The organism is Methanosarcina barkeri MS (assembly GCF_000970025.1).
In the GTDB taxonomy this organism is placed as follows: Archaea; Halobacteriota; Methanosarcinia; order Methanosarcinales; family Methanosarcinaceae; genus Methanosarcina; species Methanosarcina barkeri.
Genome location: NZ_CP009528.1, coordinates 291,560 through 313,985, shown reverse-complemented (window position 1 = coordinate 313,985; position 22,426 = coordinate 291,560). Strand labels below are relative to the sequence as shown.

The following is a 22,426-nucleotide window of genomic DNA, read 5'->3' as shown; positions in this document are numbered from 1 at the left end:
ATTAAGACTTAAAGTTCAAACCAATTAGTGCTCAGACAAGCCTTTAATAGCCAGACAATATAGAGTTCGAAAAACAAAAACTGGCTTTAAAAATCTTTATTTTTACAGGAGATGAAAACTTAAACATAGAGGTTCCGACATATATCCCAATAACAGAAAACAGATGGGAATGCCGGTTTAGAGTTTAAACTCTTACAAAGCCGGTTTCTTGAACTTTCTGTCCTGAAATTTCTGAACGGGAGGAGGAACCGGGCTTGAGTTTGCCTGAAGAAAAAAATTCTTTTAAATTTAAACATAGAAGGTTTATTTTCCGATTTTTTTTCATTCTTCTATTCCTGGTTATCTTCTGCGCTGATCTCAGTCTTGCTTTTGCCTCAGTAAATGGAACAGCCATTGAGGAGGAAGGACAGAGAGATGCCGTTATCACGGATTTTTTTGCAAACCACGAACTATCGGATGCTACAGTCCGGTTTGAGCAGCCTCTTGAAAACGCCTCTCTTATTTTTACTTTGAATTCGAAGAATAAATTGCTGAAATCAGAAACTTTTATTCTAGGGCCTGTTAAGAAAGGGCAGGAAATTACAAAAATCCTGTTCTGGGGAATTGATGAAGATTTTGGAAAAGACATAAACTCCTATACAGCGTATGTTTATGTTAAAAACGGGAAGGAAAACCTTGCTTTCAGAAAACTTTCATTTTCCAACCGAAATCCTATCCTTTCAAAGCTTAAACTTGTTGACTTCTCTGCAGATTCAGAGAAAGCTTCAGTTTTAATGAGTCTTACAAGCCCTGCTAATCTCAGGAGTATACAGACACCTGAACCCGGCGTTATCGACCTTGACCTGAAACTTCTCTCAGGCACGGAAATCGTTTATTCTGAAAAGCAGAAGAATATCCCTATTATAAGCACTTATTATAACGCAAGCTACTGGCCTTTCCTGCTTGAGAAAGATAAAAACTACACTACTCTTTTAAAAGTCCATTCCCACTCTCCTGATGTCACTGCAGCCTATATCTCGAACTTCAGAGCCGAGGAAGAAGTGGAAATTATTGAGCGGGATATCGATATAGATGAATACGGAGCAAGTGTCACTATTGTCGGAAAATCCCAGGTGCCTTTTGACGGATTTGTAAGGGTTGTGCTGACGCATAAGGATGGGAAAGTGCAGGTTTTTGAAGAGACTGCAGATATCCTGACTTCGGGAAAAGAAGATACGGTAGGAATAATCTGGCAGGGAGTACAGAAAGGAGATTACAATGTAAAAATCTATGTGCTGAATTCCAAAGGAGAAATTCTAGACAGCCATGAAACAGTTTTGAGGGTTTTTGAACCCGTTGCCGAAGCAATCCCTGTTGAAGAATCTCCGGCTATTGGCTTCCTCACAGTTCTGGGAATTTTTCTCTGCGCTGGAATCTTTTCTGGAAGGAAAAGAAAATAAAGAGTTCTGAAAAAAGGAAATAAAAAGTTCTGAAAGCTTTGAAAATCTTGAAAGCTTTAGAAGCTTTGAAAGCCTTGAAAGCCTTGAAGGCCCAAAATAGTATAAAATTCGAATGCAGGATCATCATGTTTGACCTCATCATCCGAAACATAATGAACAGGAAGGTCAGGAGTGCACTGACAGTCTGTGGGATTGCCCTTGGAATCTTTGCAGTTATAGTTATGGGTGCGATGTCCGAAAATTTTCACCAGACCTTTGAGCGCTCCATGAGTGTGACCAGTGATAAAATTCGGGTCTTTTCCGAAAGTGGAGTCTTTGGAGGAGGACTCACGGACGATAAGGTAAGCGACGTGCTTCGTGTGGCAGGGGTGAAAGATGCATATGGGCTTTTAATGACTACTTTTGACGAGGATAAAATGGGAATGACCGGGAAGCAGATCCTTGGTGTACCACCGGAAAAATCCAGCGTTGCCCTTTATCCCGTAGAGCTGAAAGCAGGCCGTTTTCTCAATCCAGGAGATTCTTATAATGTTGTTGTCGGAAGCAACATACAGAGGGAATATAAACTCCAGATTGGGAGCAAGTTTGAGATCCATGAAAAATATTTTACCGTTGTAGGAATTCTGGATTATACTGGCTCGATTTTTGACAATGCGGTAATCATACCTCTTGAAACTGCTCAGGATCTCTACGATGTTGGTAATTCGATTTCCTATATCTTTGCAGTGCCTGATGAGCGGGTAGATGCAGAAATGCTCTCCAAACGCATAGAATTGAGCGTTAAAGGTACAAGCACTCTTTCTCCTGGAGAGCTTGAGGTACAGGCAAGGCAGTCCTTTATGATTTTCAGCGTAATTACTATCAGCTCAGGCCTCCTTGCAGCAATCATAGGCGGGCTTTGCGTAATGAATACGATGCTCATGTCTGTTGCCGAGAGGACGAGAGAATTCGGAATTTTGAAAGCCATTGGAGCCGAGACAAGGGATATCTTGCTCCTCACGCTTGGGGAAGCCTCTGTTATGGGTCTCTTCGGTGGGGTCCTTGGAATTCTTGTAGGTTCCGGGGCTGTTTATATTATGAATGCCTGGCTCGCAAATACAAGGATAGTGCTTTTCCTGATAACGCCCAGACTTCTTGTAATTGCAATGCTCTTTGCCTTATTGATAGGGGCTCTTTCAGGGCTTTATCCTGCGTACAGAGCTTCGAAGATGAGTCCTATGGAGGCTTTGAAGCATGCTTGAGACGGTAATTGAGAGAAGAGGAGTTGAAATTCCGGATAAGCCGGAAAAAATGTCGAAAACAGAAGAAAATGAGCGCAATTTTGGAAACAAAGACCAGAAAATCATAATGCAGGTTGAAAACCTTTCCAAAACTTATTTTCAAGGCAAAATTCCTGTCCATGCCCTTCGCTGTGCCTGCATAACCGTAAGAAAAGGTGAACTTCTCGCGATAATGGGGCCCTCAGGTTCCGGAAAATCCACTCTTCTTGCCCTTATAGGCACGCTTGAAAAAGCCACGGATGGAAAAATAATTCTTGATGGGACAGACCTTACATCTGTACCTGAAAAACTGCTTCCCCGCGTGAGAAGAGAAAAAATAGGCTTTATTTTCCAGCACTATAATCTTATCCCTACACTTTCTGCACTTGAAAATGTGGAACTTTCCATGCGCTTTTCCAGAGTGCCCAAAAAAGAAAGAGGAGAAAGGGCCAGAAAGCTGCTAGAAGAACTTGGCCTTGGAGACCGTCTTTCCCATAAGCCTTCGGAATTATCAGGAGGAGAACAGCAGAGAGTCTCTATTGCCAGAGCACTTGCGAATAAGCCGGCGGTTATTCTGGCTGACGAACCGACGGGTGAGGTGGACAGCAAAACCAGAGACTCGATTGTGCGAGTCTTCAAAGAGTTGAGCGAAAAAGGGCAGACAATTCTTGTTGTAACGCACGACCCTGAGGTTGCAAAGGAGTGTTCAAGGGTTCTCAGGATTACGGATGGGGTTATTAAAGACGAGTAGAGGTAACTGAAAAAAGCTCAAAGACCTGAGAGCATAAATAAAAAAGTATAAAAATTAAAAATTGTCTGTTTTTAAACTTCACCAAGCTCCCAGCCAAGATGTTCTTTTATAACGGTATAAGCCATTGCAGGCGGAATGATTCCAATATCGGTTACGATCATATCTATGTATTCGGCAGGTGTGAAGTCAAAAGCAGGATTTCTAACCTTCACATGAGAGAGCTCTGAAATAACCGCAGGGTCCACGACTTCATCTGCAGCCCTTTCTTCGATTTCTATGGGGTTTCCGATAATCGTGCTAGGGCTAAACTTGAAAGTTTCGGCAGCGACCATGAAACTCTTTCTGGCCTCATGGGCGGCAAGTGCAAGCTGAGAGGTTCCAATCTTGTTTACCAGGGCACCGTTAGCTGCAATAGCATCAGCCCCGACAACGACCTTATCCACCTCTTTCATGTAGTAGCGCACCGCAGAATCCACAATTAGGGTCGTGGGAATCCCAAAATTGTTAAGGTGGCGAATTGTCAATAAGCCCTGGCGCCTGGGACGGCTTTCGGTGGCAATTACCGAGATATCTTTTCCGTCTTCAAAGGCTGTGGTGATAATAGAAAGAGCAGCATGGGAATTGCAGTGGGTCATTATAACGTCCCCGTCCCGAATTCTCCTTGACCCGATTTTTCCAATTTTTTCAAGGGCTTTGTCAGCCCTCTCAATAAAGAGGTTTGCATTTTTAATAATTTCCTGCCTTGCTTCCTCCACGTTTGCTGAAGAATACTTTGATGAGAGTTTTACGGCATTAGGGAGGGAAACGGCTGTTGGACGGGTACTGATAAGAAGATTCGAGACTTCCTTTATTCTGGCACTGAATTCTTCCATTGAAGCTACGTCCAGCTCTGCGGCATAATCCCTTATAGCTTCAGCAGCGGCTTTTGCAATTCTACCTGCACCCCGGATCTCCATCGTCCGGATTTTTTCTGCGATTTCCTGAACTTTTTGCATGGTATAAGGGATGGCGAGAGTTCAATTTATAACTATCTTCCGGCTGTTCCGGGAACTGACCTGGAAGGAATTCAGATTTCAGCGAATTTCAGTGAGTTTATCCGAGATTTTCCTGTAGTAGGCAAAAAGATCTTCTCCCCACTGTATAGCCTGAGGTTCAAAGCACAGTACATCTTCTATATGGTCGTAGGTGCCGTCCGAAAAAGGTAGGGTAAGGGAAAGGAACCTTTCGGTAACTGCATAAGCAAGTTCTATTTTTTTGCTGCAAACGTAGAAATTTGCATTTTCGAATTTAATAAATTCACATAATTCGGTTCCATATTCTTCTTTTATTCTCTCATAAATCGGGCTAGTTACAAGAAGAGAAACATTAGCTCCATTTTTTGCAAAAGTCAGAAAAAGGGATGGATAAAGTGGGTGAAAAACCGATGCAATACCACTTATTTTTTTTGATTTCATAAGGTTTTCCACAAATTCCCTGTGAGGCTCAAAGAGGCATGTCCTGTCAGGAGGTTTGGAAAACGTGCAGTTAGTCAGCTCTCCTATTCTTTCCCGCAAAGGGTCGGGTATGGACTCAACGGCATGGTTTGCCCAATATTCATATTTGCTTCCGAAGACATTTAAGACATCTATCATTGGCTTCATTCTACCAACTATTGCTATCCCAAGAGGAGCCAGGCTGTAGATATCACCTGTCTTTGAAATCAAGGAGTTTTCCCTCAGCTTTTTTAATTGAGGGAGAATTGCCACCAGACCTACATTCAGGTTTTCTTTGATCTCTGAAATTGTTTTGGGCCCATCCTTCAAAAATAAAAGAAGATCTTTCCTTTTTTCGGAAAGGAAAATCAATTCGAGAAGCGGGCTGTTCATGGTTTTGTTATATATACAGATATTTAATAAATATCTTCCTCATTTTTCAACTGTACTTCTCCTGAACGCCCCAGTTGTTAACAGGAACCTGATACTTAAAATAAATGTGTATCCATTCCTGGATTATTAGTTTTTAAGCAAAATTAAAATTATAAAATAGAATATGTGTGATCGTTCTTAAAATTTTTAATTTTTAATTTTTAAGTTTTAATTTTTAAAATTATTCGATGAGCTTATTCCAAACCCAGCTTTATCCTCAAATAGATAAAAGTTTCAGAACTATTTCCCGTGATCTGAAACCCATTGACTATTTCTAATTCGAAATTTGGATAAGCAGTTTTGAGTTATGGGATAGATTCGTCATATACTTTGAGGTATGACATATTGAAGTATGACATATTGAGGTATGACATATTGAAGTATGACATATTGAGGTATGACATATTGAGATATGATATGAGGTATTGCATAGAGTATTGAGATATGATATAGATATAAGAGACTGGAGTAGAATATAAGATACTGGGTATGATATGAGGTATCTGGTATTTTTGAGAGGAATACCTGGCTCCGGCAAATCAACTTTTGTCAGGGAAAATAACCTTGAGCCTTACACCATCTCTTCAGACAATGTCCGTCTACTTATTAAGCCACCTGTACTCTCTGTTACCGGAAGGCCTGTAATCTCTCAAAAAATCAATCGTCGGGTCTGGGGACTTATTTACTCTCTCATTAAATGCCGTATGGAAGATGGGGATTTCATAGTTTTAGACGCGACAAATGCCGGAAACGCAGATATTGCGAAGTACAGAAAGCTTGTAAGAACTTACAGATATTCAGCTATCTGTGTTGATTTTTCCGAGATTCCCCTTGAAATTGCAAAGGAGAGAAACAGGAAAAGACCTGAATATGAAGTTGTACCTGAAGCTGTAATTGATGAACTGTATTCTGTGATAAACAGGCAAACAGTGCCATCATTTGTTACGGTAATAAACCCATGTGAATTTTATGAAAGAATTAGATACAAGCCAACTAACTTTTCCAACTACAAAAAAATCCATCATATTGGGGATATAGTTGGGAATTACACAGCTCTTATGCAATATCTTGCATGCGGGCTTAACGACAGTGACCTGTATATCTTTCTGGGAGATTACACAGGCCGAGGGGCTGAAAATACTGAAAATGCCGAGATTATTAAGTTTCTGATCTCCATTATGTGCAGGGATAATGTAATCCTGCTTGAAGGAGATAACGAAAAAAGTTTTTGCTGGCTGGCCGAAGGCGAAGAACAAACTCAGGTCTCCGAGTTTGCAAATACCTGGTACGATTTGAAAGAAATGGAGCAGTTAGGCGTTACAAAAAATAATGTCCTTGATTTACATAAGAAATTAAGGACATGCGTTTATTATAAATTTTATAATAAATGCGTGCTCGTAACTCACGGAGGCCTTAGCAGCCTTCCTGAAAATCTGGTTTTTGTCGGAGCCGATCAGATGATTAATGGAGTGGGCGAGCCAGAAGATGCATATATGGTCGCTACAAGTTTCAATAAAAATACGAATGAGAATACTTATCAAGTTCATGGTCATAGAAATCCTGAAAATCTTCCTATCGAAAACGGAAGAACTTTCAACTTGTGTCCTTAGATAGAAGGTTTCCTGAGAATTGTTACGCTTAAAAGAGACGGGTTTCACAGCAAGCAGGTCAAGATCCAAAAACTTACTTTTTGAACAGAGAAAATATTCAAAGATTTAAAAATCCAATTCAAAAATCCAATTCAAAAATCCAATTCAAAAATCCAATTCAAAATTTTCAACAATAAAGGTAAACGCTATAGTGATAAAAAAATAATCCTGTAAAATTCCTTCTGTGGAAAATACAGGCTAAATTTTAAGCCCAAGAACTCAATAGAGCTTATATAAATGAAAAACTTAAGCTGGAGATCAAAAATAACGTGGATTCCTGAAAAGCCTGAGACCTTTCTGACTATCTTTGAATATACTTATATCTCCAGTGAAGAATTTTAAAATATTTTGCTCTGTATGAACTCAGGCAGGAGCTTCCTTGTTCATGATATAAGCAACCATTTCAGGATTTATTTTGCTTTCCCTTGAAACTTTTGCTTCGATATCTTCATTGGATTTACCTTCGATTTTCATTTCTTTTATTCTTTCAATAACCGAGGACGGAACGGTGTAATATTCGTTAATGTCCTTCCTGTGCCCCCAGACATCACCTTCGATAATCTGGATTTTTTGCAGTTCAAGGAACATTTCTATGGACTTTGAGATTGTGCCCATGTAAGATTTCGGTAACTGAACTACTTCAATCTTAGGGCAGGTTTCAACCAGTCCAAATACATCCTTGTTCGAAGGCCTGAATGCCAGGTGAACAATGCGTTCATTAGGATTCAATGTAAAGATTTCTTCTCTTGAGCTAACAACTCTTATTTTCATGTTTTTCCCCCACTATGAAATTGTTATGTTTTTTATTGATAGAAGTTACTTTCACTGACTATAAATGTTTATCTGATAGTCTAACTATTTTTTACATAGTCTTCTGTTTCTCCTGCTTCCGTAATTTCCCGCAATTAAACGAATGAATGAACCAACTGAAAGAATTGTTGTGATTTAAAGGAAGGAATTAGCCAGCTAAGATAATTGTTAGATTAAAACTGATGTTAGTTAGCAGAAAGATAATGAAATAATATGTACTTCAGAATATTTAAGAAAATATTAGTAAATATACATAAATACATAGGAAAAATTATATATTATTTAGATCTTACAGACTGAAGTTATTATATATAGTGAACCACTCAATATATCTGTCTTTGCAAATAAAGCACGTAGCTCAGATAATAGTCAAGTCAGTTTGGAAACAGAAACTAGTTAAGTTAGTTTAAAAACAAAAATGAATTAAGTTAGTTTAAAAACGAAAATGAATTAAGTTAGTTTAAAAACAAAAATGAATTAAGTTAGTTTAAAAACAAAAATGAATTAAGTGGGTTTAAAAACAAAAATGAATTAAGTGGGTTTAAAAATAGAATTGTTTGAGTATTAATTACTTAACGATTAATTAAATTCCGGATAACTAGTTATTTGATAATCAACTAAACAAGCAAATAAACTAAGAAACTTCATCAATACTAGAAAACTTTGTCGGGGTTTTGTTTTGAGGGAAACAAAAAAAATTATGTTGGTGATATTAGCAGTATTGCTTTCACTTCAAGCTATCACTTGCAGTGCTTCTGCTAAATCTATTTATGTAGAGCCTGGAAACTCAATTCAAAAAGCAGTAGATAGTTCTCATTCTGGAGATACAATAATTGTAAAACCGGGAACATACAGTGGAGGCGTTGAGATCTCAACTGCGAATATAACTATAATGTCAAGCAGTCCTTATAAAGCAATAATTAAAGCTAAAGACAATGCCTTCAATATTTATGAAAGTAACGTTATAATAAAAGATTTTGACATAATAGGCCCAGGGAGATCTTCAGGTACTTGTTTTTCGTTTAACCGCAACGAGGATACAAACGGCGCTTTTTACTGCACGGTTCAAAATAATAAGATATCTAACTTTAGTATGGCTGCCGATATTGGTTTTTATATGTACAGTGGAAGCGAGTCTATTCTTAATAATGAGATTTACAACTGCGAAACAGGAGTATATGCCTTTGATCTTATGTTTAAAACCCTGAAAGTCAGTGGAAATAAAATTACAAGCTGTGATAATGGACTATATCTTGTTGATGCTCCATGTACTATTACTAATAATGTTTTTAACAATATAGTAAATGTAAATGCCGATGATGGAGTCGTAAGCATTTTCAACACTGAGAAAACAACTGGAGAAAACATAGTAGGCGGCCATTATATGGGTGGTAACTACTGGGCAACTCCCTCAGGCGATGGCTTCTCACAGACACACTCCGATAACAACGGAGATGGCTTTGCAGACGAACCTTATAAATTGGAAGGTTCTGATTATGTTGATTATTTACCTCTTGTACCGTCGAAAGTCTCGATTGTCAATTTTTCAGACCCTTCTTATAACTTTTCATCGGATCTTTCATCGAACCTTTCATCGAACCTTTCATCGAACCTTTCTTTGAAACTTTCTGCTAAGAAATAATATCTTTGAAAATGCAGTTACTAACAAAAATATGAAAAAAATATTATAATGAACGTGCCAAATTGAAAGTAAATTAGAATATTAAGTTTACGGTAAGAGGATCACGTATTAAAAACAGATTACCAAAGATCCTTCTTACCACTAAGGATTTCCTACCGAGACCCTAGTGCTGCGATCCAAAAATATGTTCATAAATCTTATTTTTGATTTGTCTATTGATTAATGAATTTCTCGGTGAACTCCTTCTCGCTGATAAGTTTAGAAGAGAGTTTGCGCTGGAAATCGTTTATCTGATTGCTAATTTATTCATGGAGCTTGGAGAGGTGCCGCCTTGCCTTCTCTCGATTTTTAGATCCTTTAACTTTTCTACTTACTCTTTTTTGCAGGACTTTCAATCAGGTAAAAGAGTTTTTTAAGTATTGAGGGTTCTCAATTTTTTTTCCTGTAGAAGAACTGCAAAATCTTTGATACCAACATCTATCCCCACTGTAGTAGATTCTAAAAAATCATGTTTTGTAGGTTGTTCTTTCCCATATCATACAAGAATATTAACATAGTATTTTCCAGTACAGATCTTTGATATAATTGCTGTTTTCAGAGTAACTTCAAACCGCCTGTGAAGATAGAGTTAAATTTCTTCGATTTTTTTGTCCCTTATTCTTGTATTTCACCCCACATCTCACGATCCTTTTCATGTTCATACACTATCTCTATCCACTTTTCACGAAGCATACTGATCCAGTTGGGATGTTCAACACCTTCATATTCGAATCCTAAAAACTTGTCTTTCCCAAAATGGCTAAACGAAAGTGAAGCGACCTGTTCAAGTGATAGGTCATCAAGAGGCATTAACCCAAAAATTCCATATGTTGGACGTGTAGCTGGCACAACACCAATTACAGTTTCCTCATTTCTGATGCGGGTCTCCACACCATAGATATCACTACCTGAGCCATCCTGATAAACTGGATTTGATTTAACAAACGTTTTCGTGATTTCCCTGTTGTCTAACCCCTTTTCTGTGACTGTATACTGGACAACTGCATATCCAACCAAAACGCTCTTCGTAACGTACTCAGAAATTCCACCTATGCCCTCAAAGCCAATCTTCATCGGAATAGCATTAACAGCTTCCCTGATTTCATTATACAATTGCTCATTCTCTACCATGCTAATCACTCCCCTGAATAAGCGTTAATATTGCCTTTAATTATTATATGGTCTTTTTTATTCATAACCGTGAGTACATACTCTCCATTGGGTTAGTCATGTGGAAAGCAACAGGGCAGAAAATACTAGAGAGCAAGCCAGAAAATGCTAGAGAACAGGCAGAAAACACAGTAGTTTTTCCCGTAAAAATACTGAATTTTTTAGGAGATTCAAACTTTCAGGGCAGTATATAAAAAGTTCAGTAAATTACAAATTACCTTCAGTATGTAGAATCGATGCAACTTTTTAAAAAATATATATTATTAAGTTTACAAGGACTAAAAAATGATTGCAGCTACAGTTGAATCTACGAAATTTCTAGCCCTCGTCAACTCGAGAAAGTAAATATAAGTGATGAGCTCATCCCAAAACCAATTATATCCTCAAAAATTAATAAAGTTTCAGAATTATTTTCCAAATTATTTTCCAAATTATTTTCCAAATTATTTTCCATAATCGGATGCTTGATTAACTATTTAAAATATGGGATTCAGAAAAATAATTTTGAGTTTTGGTCAGCTCAATTCATATTTTATTTTATGAATCCAATCAAACAATTTCTACTTTCTGAATCGTCATAAGCTCATTTCCAACAATCTCTCGCAGTTGAGGAATTAAGGATCTTAGTTTTTCTTCATCGTCAATTACTTCCATAACGACTGGGATGTCATGGCTTAGTTGTAAGACCTTTATGGTATGGATCTTTTTATCTGCTCCATAACCTTCAATTCCTCTGAGAAGAGTGGCACCATTAATACCTGAATCAAGTAAAAATTCGATCACCTTCTCATAAATGGATTCGTCATGAAAAGTTGCATTTTGCCTTAGATATATGCGAAGAAGTGCGGAAGGCATGAAATCACCTGGTGTGCTTAGATAATTAAGTGTAATTTTATAGGTTATACAGTCAGCATGGAAAATTAAAGTTGCGCTGGCGTACCCCGCTGCAAGCAAAGTAGTATGTTCGCGACGCCACTCCAAATGTCCATTTCCACAGCAAGCTAGCGGGGCATTTGACTTAGCAGGGTATTCGACTGAAAAAAATATTTTTAAAATTCTCGTTTTAAGCGAACAAATATAAAATTTAAAAAATTTGAGAATTTGAAAAGTATTTTATGCTCTGACACTATCTTAGTTAAAGAAATAGTGCAGTTGAGCTATGAGACTAGTCGCATAAAAGCTCTGTCTACTGATTTATGTTTCACTTTGCACAAACTCGAAGCTGCTTGATTTTAAGACTAATTTAAGACAATAATAGAAGTTACAATTATTAAGTAACTGATAAGGTCTGATAGAAATGCCCAAAAGAAGGAATATTTGTAAATGGCTAATGCTTATCACTTTTGTTTCTCTTTTTGTATATAGTTCTGCAAGTGCAGATGATAGCGGATTTAACGATTCCAAATTTAATGAGATCCCTGAACCTTCTATAAAGGAATAAGGAATTTGAAAATGATCCCTCGTTCATAGCATACAGAGGAACCTTACCAGAAACAATTGATCAGAAGTGGGAAAACTCAATTGTAGATTGCTGGTTTAATCTTACACAAATAGGGCCGTCATATTCCGAATTTGACAACTCTATAAAAAGCGTTGCCTCCAATAACGAAATGCTGATAATTGAATTGGGCTCTGCCTATAAAGAAGAAGTAAATGACTCCAGAATTGACAAGATCTATCAGAAAATTGAGGATTACTGCGAACAGCAGGAAGGCATAGATGAAATCCCTGTGGTTTTTATGTGGGCACATGATGAGGAGAATCTTCCATTACCGGATTATGGCCCTCAGATTTTCAACGAAGTTAAAAACGAGTCCGGATTCATAACTACTCGGGGAACAATGCCTGTTATTACAGACGCTAATAAAAAAGTGGAATGGGAAGAAACAGCGGGAAATTGTATTCATAGTTTTAGAGATGAACTTGACCATTATATGCCAGAAAATGGTGGACCAGTGGTTGGTTATGGTTATGACTATAGGGGATACATATTTGTGGAGTTTGATAAAAAATCTCCTGAAAACATTAATGAATCAATAATTGATGAAATTTATCAAATAATTGACAACAACTGTAAACAAGAAGGCGTAAGTGAAGTGCCAGTAATTTTTGAATGGGGAGAAGTGCCAACACTAGATGAAGAACTTTTACCAGCAGAGGAGATACCATATGTAAATGAAAGTGATGGCGTCAACTTTTCAAGCAATGAAAAAAAGATTGCTGGTAATAAAACAACTGGTAATAAAACAACCAATCAAATGCCTGGTTTTACTTCAATGATGGCTGTTTTAGGGCTTTTATCACTACTGGTTTTCAAGCGTTCATATAAATAAGCGAGACAATCATTTCCTACCATACAAAGATTCCTTCAAAATATAAGAACAGTAACCGAAGAACTGTGGGAGTTGGATAAGCTCAGAAAAAAGTGTAGCCTTATAAGGCTACAAGAATAGTTTTTTATTCAAGCATTACTGCGAACCTGTCACAGGAGTTAGTTGACCTCCATCAGTCAGGGTGTAAGTTTTGCCTTCAAGCCAGCTGTTTGTGCTGGAATTTGAGTCATAATATATGGTATTTCCATTGTCTTTGAGATTATCCAGTGTGGAATCTTCATCTGCGAAACTTGTCAGGTATGAAGTTCCTGTTACATTCCAGGTACTGGTTGAATCCAGGGTCAGATTCATCGAGCTTGCAGTATTGTTTTCATTGATTGCTCCGGTTAAGGTAGTGTTGTTCTGCAATATGGTTGTGACTGAGCTGATATTATCACAGGTAATATTACCCGTAAGAGTTTCATTTTCTGCCTTAAAGGTCACAACGCCTCCGTTTGATCCTGTATTGCCCCACCTGTCGGCGCTGGCTGTCAGGAGAGTACCCGATGCTGCACTCAAATTAGCATCTTTTAGCTCTATTATAGATTCTGTATTTGTAATATAGAACAGAGGACCTACTGATGCATTGAGTGAGCCGCCGTTCATCGTAAAACTGCTGGTACCTACCTCGGCATCACCTGAGAAACTCTGGTAGAGCATGGCTCCGCATTTTTTCTCGCCTGAAATGGTTACATTCGTTAAAGATATGGAATTCTTTCCTTCTATTACGGCAGCTTCCGATCCTGTAGCTGTAATTATGGAGCCAGAAACTGTAATATTGCCTGTAGAATAAATTCCTGGAGAACCGTCTCCGGCTGTGTTCATAACCCCGCCTGTAACAGTAATATTTCCATTTCCACGGTCCGTTGCAATGGCTGCACAGTGTTGTCCGGCTGTGGTGATATTCACATCCGTACAGGTTATGTTACCTGTCTGGGTTGCATCCACACCACGGGAGCCGGCGGCAGAAGTATTGATCGTAACATTGGACAGAGTTACCGAAGAACCCGATCCCGTAGAAAAGACACCATTGGCGCCATTGGCATTTGTAGTTACCGTACAGTTGGTGAGCTCTATTGCACTTCCTGACTCTGCAAGTACACCAGCATTGAGGCCATAAAAGTCGCTATTATCATTCGAAGATGTGTCTCCTGTTTTTGTCACAGTTGAATTAGAGAGAATGAAAGTACCGCCATTAGTAACTTTGATTCCGTTTTCATCGGTATTAGAGGCAGTAAAAGCCTGGTTTGAGCTGGTTTCAGTTCCTCCGCTCTGTGTGTACGCTTCACTTGCCGTAGAAGTAGTATTAGTAGTATTAGTAGTATTAGTAGTATCGGTGGTTGTATCCGTCGTAGCTTTGCTCGAAGTTTCCGATCCGGACACGCACCCACAAACTGCCAGGGTAACCAGACTGGCCACCAGTACCAGTGTGGCTATGCCTCGAAATTTAAAGTGTATATTCATTTTATCTCCTTTATTCAAGCCTATAGTTATGTGCCCGTTAAATTGCCAGAAAAAGAGATAAAAATACTTGTATAATAAAAAGGAAAAAATAGATTTATTTTAAATTTAAAGGCTAATTATATAATTTTCATAGAAATAAAGCTTAATTTTTACATATAAACCTTAATATATTTGTTTTAAAGCTTTATTTTGGAAACTATAGTCAAAAACTTGACTGATTATTCGAAATGTATAGTTCAAAAAAATAATTTTGAGTTTCAGGATAAGTTCAACACCCGAGTTTCGCCTGGAGACCACAGAAAATAGGAAGTTTCCCGGAGTTGTACTGCAAATACAACAGCACAAAATCCTTTTGTTACTTCGCTCAAGCAGAATTATTTTTGATTTATTGGTTTTTTCTAAACGCTACCTTTTCCCCGCAGCACTTATGAAGTTTTTTCGTACCCCCTGCTTCGCTGCCCGAGTTCCGCTTCGGGAGCACGGTGTCTGTTTCGCTACGCTTTGCTTCGCTCAAGCAGAATTATTTTTGATTTATTGGTTTTTTCTAAACGCTACCTTTTCCCCGCAGCACTTATGAAGTTTTTTCGTACCCCCTGCTTCGCTGACAATGGTAAGCATAGTCATAGGGTCAAAGATTCGGGTTCCCATTACTGCAGTAATTCCTCTCTCAAAAAACGGAGCAGGGTAAAGAGGAGAGCTTGGGCCTAGCAGGACAACTTCCCTTGCTGCGCCACCCAGGGACAGTAGTTCGTCAAAAGTCCTGTTAGCGAGAGTACTTGCACTGAGAATAACTACATCCGATGCAGGGAGAACTTCTCTGGCTTTTTCAGAGGGCAGAATCAGGGTTTTCGGAGATTCGATTTCACGCTTTTCAAGGATCGTGAGGTTCTCGGTTATTTTTAGGATTTTAGGTACAAGGGGACCAAAATATCCTACCATTGCAACCCTGTCTTCGGGTTTTATGAGGTCAAGGATATCCACGTTTGATGTCGGGAAGTTTTCAGATTTGGTATCCCACAACATGTGAGAAAGAGCATTTGCAGTTGCAACTCCGACCGCAGCTTCAAGAGGATTTTTGGATAGGGCAAGTTCAAGCACTTTATCCGCAGTTTTACCTTTCAGAGAGCCCGCAAACCCGAGAGCAGGGCAGCCTGAAAACTCGTAAAGCGGGGTGCAGGCAACGCCTCCATAATTTTCGGAAAGCAGGACTCCTATATAGGCGAGCCCTATCCTTACATCCTTTACTTCTATGTCCTTAAGAGCAGAGCCCAGATCATTTTTGAGAGCATTCACCAGGGTGGGCAGAATTTCAGTTTCTTCTTTTTTTCCTTCCCCTTTATTTATTTCCACTGGTTTTTCTTTACCTTTCAGTCCATTTTTGTATATTTTTTCTTCATATTCCGGGAATTTTCTTTTTTCTGAGGATTCTGTTTCTGACATGCTGCCACCTTTTTACCTTTTTATCTCTTATAATCTCTTTTTAAATTCTTTCGATTTTAGTGGTGAAGTCAAGTGGATTTGCGTAATAGGGAGCGCTTATAACGATAATATCTACAAAAGGAGCGTATTCAGGAATCATGGGCCCTTTGATTCCTCCCACTGCAAGTTCAAGCTTTGGATTTAGTTTCTTAAGTTCGGGTCCGAGTTTCCGCAGTTCTTCCGGAGAAATGTGGTCAAGGAGCATAATATCCGACATCCCTGCATATTTGAACGCTTCTTCTCTCGTTCTGGGCTCGATTTCTATCTTTTTAATGGCCCTGAGTTTTCCCAGTTCGCCTGCAACTTCCAGGTGATTCTGGCTGATCTGAATGGAATCACTGAGGGAGTTTCTATGGATATCTCCTCCACCTGCCCGGACAGCTTTAATCTCAAATATCCGCGATCCTGGGTGGGTCTTACGGCTTGTTGCGATAATAATGTCAGGGTTTGCCTTTCGGCCCGCATTAACAAGAGAAGATGTTTTCGTGGCAATTGCACACATGATGGTGAGGAAAGTCTGGGAAACCCTCCAGTACCTGAACAGGAGTTTAAGATCTCCTTCGGCTTCAAAAATTGCATCCCCGGGATTGAAAGTATCTCCGTCTCGAAGGTAATTCAGGGTCTTCATGTTTTTTCTTTCATAATACTCTGCCAAGTCGCCGGCGCAGGCACATACACCGTTTTCTCTTGAAACAATCCTCATTTTTCCCCTGCCCTCAAGCCTGAGCAGTTCTGCGCTTTCATCCTGATAAGGACAGTCTTCATAAAAATACAGCTCAAAAAGGTCTATCATATTTTACCTCAAAGATTTTCTTTATAAATTCCTTGCTTTTATGTTTCAATTTTCTTTGCTGACGGTTTTTCGCATCGATCTAGTATCAATTTCTTTGCTACCAGCGTATTTTCACTTTATTTCTGGTTCTGTTAATCTTGATCCCAATATGCGTTAGTTCATTTCGACTTCAAATTTTCCTTAAGAATTAAATTTTCCTTGAGAATTCTCCTGTGAATTATCTGGTAAATTTCCTGTGAATTCACCTTATTATCCTGGCATTTGAAGCTTTGAACACCGCATGCATTTCCCTGCCTGGTTCGAGCCCGAGCATTTCACATGAAGTAGGCGTAACCACGGCTTTAATTTCTGCATGTCCCATCTCCATCTCGACCACGACAAGATGTTCTTTTTTGAAAACTCCTGAAACTTTTCCTTTCAAAGTGTTTCGGGCCGAACTTTCCATAACCCCTCTGGCAAGAATAATCTCTTCCGGACGAATAGAGACAGCGACCTTTTCTCCGGGTTCGGCAGGGTCTGATGAATAGATTTCCAGTCCTTCGGCTTCAATCACTGTGAGTTTTCCTTCGAGAGCCTTTACCTTTCCCTTAAGCACGTTGGTGCCCAGAAACTCGGCCACGAAATCAGGAGAAGGTTGCCTGAAAACCGACTCAGGGTCTCCGGACTGCATAACTTTCCCTTTCCTTAATACGACCACGCGGTTCGCCAGAGCCCAGACATCTTCAAAATCGTGGGTCACATGCAAAACAGTAGTACTGTACTCACTGATCGCTTTTTTCAGCATCTTCCTGAGCTTTTCTTTTGTTCTTACGTCAAGGGCGCTGAAGGGTTCGTCCAAAAGGAGCAGTTTTGGTCTGACTATAAGGCTCCTTGCAATGGCTGCCCTTTGCTTCTCTCCTCCACTCAGGGTAGCCGGTTTTCTGTATAGCAGCTCACCGATCCCCAGGACTCCGGCAATCTGCTTTACTTCGGCTTCGATCTGCTTTTTGTCTCTGAGTTTTTTTCGAATTGCGTATGCTATATTTTCGAAAACGTTCATGTGGGGAAAAAGCATGTGATCCTGATACACTAGACTTATCTGCCTCATATTCGGAGGAAGATCGGTAATATCTTTTCCTTCAAGAATAATCCTGCCCTTTTCAGGTCCATAAAACCCTATTATGGTCTCAAGGAGAAGGGACTTCCCACTGCCAGTAGGGCCTATCAGAGTAAGGTAATCTCCTTTTTCGGCTTTGAGCTCTATCCTGTCGAGTTCAAAACCCCCAACATCAAGGCAGAGGTCCCTGACTTCAAGAAAACTCACAGCCTCCCTCCCTCAAACCTTTCAAAGCTGAGGATTGCAAGAAAAGCAATTCCCATGAGCAAAATTCCACTTGTGATTGCCATTTCCAGATTTCCATAGGAAATGTTCAGGTAGAGGGTCACAGGCAGAACTTCGGTATACATATATGATCCCCCTGCCAGCACCAGCACTGCTCCAAAAGCCCCTATACAGCGGGCAAAGGTTATCACTCCTGAAGCAAAAAGCCCACTCTTTGCCATTGGAAGAGTCACGTGCCTGAAGGTTTCGAATTCCCCGTACCCAAAGCTCCTTGAAACCAGTTCGTATCTTGGGTTGATGTCTTCAAAGGTGGAGTAGATTATCCTTACAGCATAGGGAAAAGCTACAAAAAACTGGGCAATTATTATCCCGAGCTTGCTGAAGGTTACCTTTATCCCCACAGCTTCAAGCACAGGCCCGAGAAAACTCTGCCCGAAAAGAAGCAGGAGAGCAAGGCCCATTACCAGTTCTGGAAATGCCATCGGGAGCCCGAGTATGGTTTTTATAATGCTTTTTCCTGGAAAGGAGAAACGCGAAAGTGCATAAGCTGTCGGAATTGAACAGCACATTACAGAAAATGTTGAGATTGAAGAGGTCAGCACGGAAAGCTTCATTGAATAAAGCATTTCTTCCGAAAGCAGGGCTGAAAAGATTTCTGATGGACTAAGGACGAAGAGCAAGGTTCCTATAGATAAGAAAAGCAAAAAAGTGAAGAAAAGGGCAATGCCCACTGTGAATTTCTTGAACCAGGAATATTTCATACCCGGATATTTTAAGAACTGCATGGCTCAAAGCCCCATTTTTCCCAGATGGCCTTCGCTTCATCTCCTGCAATGTAAGTGTTAAATGCTTCTGCCAGTTTAGGGTCTTCTGCATATGTGGAAACTGCTGTGGGTATGGTCTGTATTTTATTCTGTTTTTCAGGGATAGGGATTACTTTGATTTTTCCACTGGCTTCACTCCAGTTTGCCATATCTTCCCAGATAATTGCCGCATCCGCATCTCCAGACGTGAGGTAAATAAGGAGCTGGTTTACTGTTGCCGTCTTGACAATTGTGTTATTCTGTACTTCAGGAAGGATTCCTGCCTTTGTACAGATCTTTTCCGCTACCCTGCCTATTGCAGGCCCATTCGGGTCTCCAAGAGCCAGCTTTACTCCGGGTTTTGCCAGGTCTTCGAGTTTGCTTATGTTTGCAGGATTTCCCGCAGGTACTGCAATAACCGGGATATGTCGGGTCAGGTTTTCCACGCTGTCATTTAAAACATAATTTCTTTCCATAGCCTGTTCAGTGTAGTGATAGTCTCCGGGAATGAAGACGTCGCACTCCTTAGAGGTCAGAAATCCGAAGATTTCGGCACTTCCTCCATAACGAACCTCAATATCTGCTCCGGTTTCGTTTTCAAAATTTCCAATCAATTCATTCATGGGCTTTATAAGTCCTGCTCCGGAACAAACAGTAAGCTTCTGTCCCTCAAATTCATTTCCCGAATTATTAGAAGCAGGAGTTGGAGACATTTTTTCAGTACACCCGGAGCCAGCCAGGAACACTGCCAACACCATGATAATTATGAACGCGCATGCCTTTTTCATTCAAAACCCTCAAATAGAATTCAGATGATATGTCTGAATATGCATAACGAATATAATTAATTATAAAAACATCCTATATGAATATAATTGGGAAGTAGTAAAAAATCCGATGGCTCTCCAGCCCGATATTTTAAAAAGTAAAAAAGTGTTTTCTTTTCATTTAAAGGTCAAGTATTCGACGCCTGTATTTTTCTAATTCTTCAGCTCCCCTTTCCCTGGACATGCTGCTCACTTCATAAATGATATAAGATGGAAGCACTTTCATCCCCATATATTCAAAAATACAATGGGTTATTGATTCCAGATGCTTGTTCAGGTCTCCGTGGGCTCCTCCCTCAGAATACATTGCTTTCGGAGCTCCGGTAGTTGCAACAATCATTGCTGATTTTCCTTTAAAGAACCCGGTATCGTAGTCACTATTCATAACCGGGTTGAACCCAAACCCAGGTGCCAGAACACGGTCGATCCATCCTTTCATTATAGCTGGCATGAAAGTGAAATAAATAGGAAACTGGAAAATCAGAAGGTCTGCCCATTTTACTTTTTCCATTTCCTCTTTAATATCAGGCGCAAAAGCCCCTGTTTTAGAAGCCTGGATCGCTTCAAAGAAAGGCTTGAAAACATCTTGCTTTTTTCGTTCAGGAAAATCCGAAGCTTTCAGGACAGGATGAAACTTCATTGCATAAAGGTCCGAGAGCTTTACTTCATGCCCTTTCTCCTGCAGGGCAGCAAGTGCTGTTTCCTTTAAAGCGCCGTTAAAAGACTTCGGTTCCGGGTGTGCATAAACATAAAGAACTTTCATTTCATTCCCCCAAATTATATATTAAATTCATTTTCCGGAATAAAAAAGTAAGGTTGCTTAACTTTTGAGGCGACAGGAAACGAAAAAATACGCACCTGAGCCTGCAGAATCAGATAAGACTCAAACAAATTCCATTATCCTGAGGAAGTACTCGGAAAAAACGGAGCTTGAGTAAATCAATCCATCTTGAGAGAAGAAAAAATCAGTATCTATTGCACTTAATTCATCCCTCTTGAGCGCAACTGTTAACCCTCAATCGTTACGCCGGTTTATCATGCCGACCACCTTGTTGCTTGAGTGCCTGGGTTTTCGGTCAAGCCTTTTTTGAAAAGGGTTGCGGGCAAGCAATTTTTTGAAAAGGGTTGCGGGCAAGTAGTTTTTTGAAAAAGCTGGATTCACAGGGTACCTTTAGTGCTTTTTACCTCTTTACCCTCGATTTTTACAGCACGTTTCATTGCATAGGCAAAAGCCTTGAAAAGAGCTTCGATTTTGTGATGGTCATTATCGCCATAGACACTCGCATGAATGGTAATTTTTGCATTTGAGGCCAGCGTTTCAAAAAAGTGCTTTACAAGCTGGGTACTGAATTGCCCTACCTGGGGAGATGTAAATTCGGCATTCAGGACAAGATAGCTACGCCCGCCTATATCCAGGGCAACCTCGGCAAGAGCTTCATCCATTGGAATTCTGGCCTCCCCAAAACGGGCAATTCCTGCCATATCTCCAAGCGCCTCTGCAAGCACTTTTCCGAGAACTATTCCTGTGTCTTCAACAAGGTGATGCTCATCCACGTACAGGTCACCGTCCGCACGTACTTTAAGGTCAAACTCTGCATGCCTTGCAAAAGAAGTAAGCATATGGTCAAAAAACCCGATCCCTGTGTTAATATCGGCAATCCCAGTGCCGTCAAGGTTCAGTTCAAGTTGGATATCGGTCTCTTTTGTTTTGCGGGACATTCTGCCTGTTCTCATACAGCATCACATTCTCTTTAAATTTATAAATACTTTTTATCCGGCTTCCTGTGAATTCCTTTCTATGTTTTTCCGGAAGATTGAAAAAATGGAATTATGCCTAAGGTCTCTGCCAGGAAGTAAAAATAAGGTTCAGATCACTCATGCTGAATTGTTTCAATCGCTGCTTCAAGCGTGAACCTGCCTGTGTATAGAGCGCTGCCTACCACAACCCCTGATGCTCCGGTTTTCTTCAGGGCCTGAAGATCTTGAAGAGAACTTACTCCTCCAGACGCGATTACAGGAATGCTGACAGATTCCACAAGTTCTTTTGTAGGAACAGGATTTACGCCCTTCATAAGGCCTTCAGTGTCTATATTTGTAAAAAGCAAGCTGCCTGCACCCAGTTCTTCAAATGTTCTTCCCATTTCTACAGGAGTTTGTGAGCATTCTTCAGTCCAACCTTTGATCGAGATTTTCCCATTTTTTGCATCAAGGGCAACGGTCACACTTTCGCCTCCAAAGGCATTTGAGAGCTGTTTTACAAGGGCTGGGTTCTGAAGCGCAGCAGTTCCAAGAATCGCCCTCGAGACTCCCAGTTCAAGCAGAGAAGCTGCATCCTCAAAACTCCGAATGCCTCCTCCAACCTGAATCCGCACCCCTTTTTTCTGGCATGCACTCACTATTTTTTCGATTATAGGAGCGTTTTTACGCTCTCCTTCAATTGCTCCGTCCAGATCTACCAAGTGCAGTGTCTTTGCCCCTTTTCTAACCCAATCAAGGGCAACTTCAACAGGATTGTCAAGGGACACAATCTCACTGCCAGGCACTCCCTGCACAAGCTGAACGCACTTTCCGCCCCTCATATCCACTGCAGGAATTACTTCAAAAACCAAAGTCACATCTCCGACACGTCTTTGAGAAATCTCCTTTTATCTTTGAGAAATCTCCTTCTGTTAAATCTCCTTCTGTTTGTCTTGCCTGAAAAAAC

General features: G+C 40.0%; 22 protein-coding genes and 1 pseudogene. 7 read left to right on the top strand and 16 right to left on the bottom strand.

Annotated elements, in window-relative coordinates:
• Positions 1–254: 254 nt before the first annotated feature.
• The 3 genes from MSBRM_RS01385 (at position 255) to MSBRM_RS01375 (ending at position 3,449) form a co-directional block, all read left to right on the top strand.
• Complete coding sequence (locus MSBRM_RS01385) at positions 255–1,439, top strand: hypothetical protein (protein WP_048154222.1); 1,185 nt, start codon at positions 255–257, stop codon at positions 1,437–1,439.
• A 125-nt stretch (positions 1,440–1,564) separates the two neighbouring features.
• The gene (locus MSBRM_RS01380; RefSeq protein WP_048156682.1) at positions 1,565–2,680 is read left to right on the top strand and encodes an ABC transporter permease; all 1,116 of its coding nucleotides are present in this window, start codon (positions 1,565–1,567) and stop codon (positions 2,678–2,680) included.
• Entirely contained in the window at positions 2,673–3,449 is a 777-nt protein-coding gene (locus MSBRM_RS01375) for an ABC transporter ATP-binding protein (RefSeq protein WP_230628827.1), read from the top strand. The genes MSBRM_RS01380 and MSBRM_RS01375 overlap by 8 nt, the downstream gene beginning before the upstream one ends.
• Positions 3,450–3,520: 71 nt before the next feature.
• On the opposite strand, the gene MSBRM_RS01370 is transcribed toward MSBRM_RS01375, so the two are convergent.
• On the bottom strand, positions 3,521–4,444 hold the full coding sequence (locus MSBRM_RS01370; RefSeq protein WP_048154219.1) for a ribose 1,5-bisphosphate isomerase: 924 nt from the start codon (positions 4,442–4,444) through the stop codon (positions 3,521–3,523).
• 78 nt (positions 4,445–4,522) lie between these two features.
• On the bottom strand, positions 4,523–5,314 hold the full coding sequence (locus MSBRM_RS01365) for a helix-turn-helix transcriptional regulator (protein ID WP_048120431.1): 792 nt from the start codon (positions 5,312–5,314) through the stop codon (positions 4,523–4,525).
• Positions 5,315–5,847: 533 nt separating this feature from the next.
• Between MSBRM_RS01365 and MSBRM_RS01360 the strand changes: the two genes are divergently transcribed.
• A complete protein-coding gene (locus MSBRM_RS01360) occupies positions 5,848–6,963 on the top strand; it encodes an AAA family ATPase (RefSeq protein ID WP_080943657.1) in 1,116 nt (371 codons plus the stop codon).
• A 402-nt stretch (positions 6,964–7,365) separates the two neighbouring features.
• Here the strand turns inward: MSBRM_RS01360 and MSBRM_RS01355 are convergent, their stop codons facing one another.
• Entirely contained in the window at positions 7,366–7,773 is a 408-nt protein-coding gene (locus MSBRM_RS01355) for a DUF1699 family protein (RefSeq protein ID WP_048120435.1), read from the bottom strand.
• A gap of 718 nt (positions 7,774–8,491) precedes the next feature.
• On the opposite strand from MSBRM_RS01355, the gene MSBRM_RS01350 reads away from it, so the two are divergent.
• A complete protein-coding gene (locus MSBRM_RS01350; protein ID WP_048154216.1) occupies positions 8,492–9,454 on the top strand; it encodes a NosD domain-containing protein in 963 nt (320 codons plus the stop codon).
• Between the two features lie 239 nt (positions 9,455–9,693).
• Here MSBRM_RS01350 and MSBRM_RS20955 read toward each other — a convergent pair.
• Together MSBRM_RS20955 and MSBRM_RS01345 are read right to left on the bottom strand one after the other, a co-directional pair.
• Positions 9,694–10,076 (bottom strand): annotated as a pseudogene (locus tag MSBRM_RS20955) (RNA-guided endonuclease InsQ/TnpB family protein); the annotation flags it as partial.
• 32 nt (positions 10,077–10,108) lie between these two features.
• Positions 10,109–10,624 (bottom strand): hypothetical protein, encoded by a 516-nt coding sequence (locus tag MSBRM_RS01345; RefSeq protein ID WP_048154213.1) that lies wholly within the window; start codon positions 10,622–10,624, stop codon positions 10,109–10,111.
• A 98-nt stretch (positions 10,625–10,722) separates the two neighbouring features.
• On the opposite strand from MSBRM_RS01345, the gene MSBRM_RS21595 reads away from it, so the two are divergent.
• Positions 10,723–10,857, top strand: coding sequence for a hypothetical protein (locus MSBRM_RS21595; RefSeq protein ID WP_255361966.1), 135 nt, complete (start codon positions 10,723–10,725; stop codon positions 10,855–10,857).
• Between the two features lie 355 nt (positions 10,858–11,212).
• Here MSBRM_RS21595 and MSBRM_RS01340 read toward each other — a convergent pair whose 3' ends face one another.
• Positions 11,213–11,644, bottom strand: a complete 432-nt coding sequence (locus MSBRM_RS01340; protein ID WP_230628831.1) for a DUF190 domain-containing protein — start codon at positions 11,642–11,644, stop codon at positions 11,213–11,215.
• 629 nt (positions 11,645–12,273) lie between these two features.
• Between MSBRM_RS01340 and MSBRM_RS01335 the strand changes: the two genes are divergently transcribed.
• Positions 12,274–12,996 (top strand): hypothetical protein, encoded by a 723-nt coding sequence (locus MSBRM_RS01335; protein ID WP_230668998.1) that lies wholly within the window; start codon positions 12,274–12,276, stop codon positions 12,994–12,996.
• A 135-nt stretch (positions 12,997–13,131) separates the two neighbouring features.
• Here MSBRM_RS01335 and MSBRM_RS01330 read toward each other — a convergent pair whose 3' ends face one another.
• The 10 genes from MSBRM_RS01330 to hisA form a co-directional block, all read right to left on the bottom strand.
• Positions 13,132–14,499 (bottom strand): hypothetical protein, encoded by a 1,368-nt coding sequence (locus MSBRM_RS01330; RefSeq protein WP_048154209.1) that lies wholly within the window; start codon positions 14,497–14,499, stop codon positions 13,132–13,134.
• A gap of 531 nt (positions 14,500–15,030) precedes the next feature.
• Complete coding sequence (locus tag MSBRM_RS01325; RefSeq protein WP_080943656.1) at positions 15,031–15,939, bottom strand: Rossmann-like domain-containing protein; 909 nt, start codon at positions 15,937–15,939, stop codon at positions 15,031–15,033.
• Between the two features lie 40 nt (positions 15,940–15,979).
• Complete coding sequence (locus tag MSBRM_RS01320; protein ID WP_048154205.1) at positions 15,980–16,771, bottom strand: beta/alpha barrel domain-containing protein; 792 nt, start codon at positions 16,769–16,771, stop codon at positions 15,980–15,982.
• A 241-nt stretch (positions 16,772–17,012) separates the two neighbouring features.
• Complete coding sequence (locus MSBRM_RS01315; protein WP_048154202.1) at positions 17,013–18,074, bottom strand: ATP-binding cassette domain-containing protein; 1,062 nt, start codon at positions 18,072–18,074, stop codon at positions 17,013–17,015.
• A complete protein-coding gene (locus MSBRM_RS01310; protein ID WP_203225586.1) occupies positions 18,071–18,877 on the bottom strand; it encodes an ABC transporter permease in 807 nt (268 codons plus the stop codon). Before MSBRM_RS01310 ends, MSBRM_RS01315 begins: the two co-directional genes overlap by 4 nt.
• Positions 18,865–19,683: a molybdate ABC transporter substrate-binding protein gene (gene modA, locus MSBRM_RS01305; protein WP_048154199.1), complete on the bottom strand. Its 819-nt coding sequence runs from the start codon at positions 19,681–19,683 to the stop codon at positions 18,865–18,867. Before modA ends, MSBRM_RS01310 begins: the two co-directional genes overlap by 13 nt.
• A gap of 160 nt (positions 19,684–19,843) precedes the next feature.
• The gene (locus MSBRM_RS01300) at positions 19,844–20,485 is read right to left on the bottom strand and encodes an NAD(P)H-dependent oxidoreductase (protein WP_048154196.1); all 642 of its coding nucleotides are present in this window, start codon (positions 20,483–20,485) and stop codon (positions 19,844–19,846) included.
• Positions 20,486–20,737: 252 nt separating this feature from the next.
• Positions 20,738–20,884 carry a hypothetical protein gene (locus MSBRM_RS19885; protein ID WP_155396508.1) on the bottom strand — a complete coding sequence of 49 codons (147 nt, stop codon included), beginning with the start codon at positions 20,882–20,884 and terminating at the stop codon, positions 20,738–20,740.
• Positions 20,881–21,456, bottom strand: coding sequence for an imidazoleglycerol-phosphate dehydratase HisB (hisB, locus tag MSBRM_RS01295; RefSeq protein WP_048120456.1), 576 nt, complete (start codon positions 21,454–21,456; stop codon positions 20,881–20,883). Before hisB ends, MSBRM_RS19885 begins: the two co-directional genes overlap by 4 nt.
• 137 nt (positions 21,457–21,593) lie before the next feature.
• Entirely contained in the window at positions 21,594–22,331 is a 738-nt protein-coding gene (gene hisA / locus MSBRM_RS01290; protein WP_048154193.1) for a 1-(5-phosphoribosyl)-5-[(5-phosphoribosylamino)methylideneamino]imidazole-4-carboxamide isomerase, read from the bottom strand.
• Positions 22,332–22,426 lie beyond the last annotated feature (95 nt).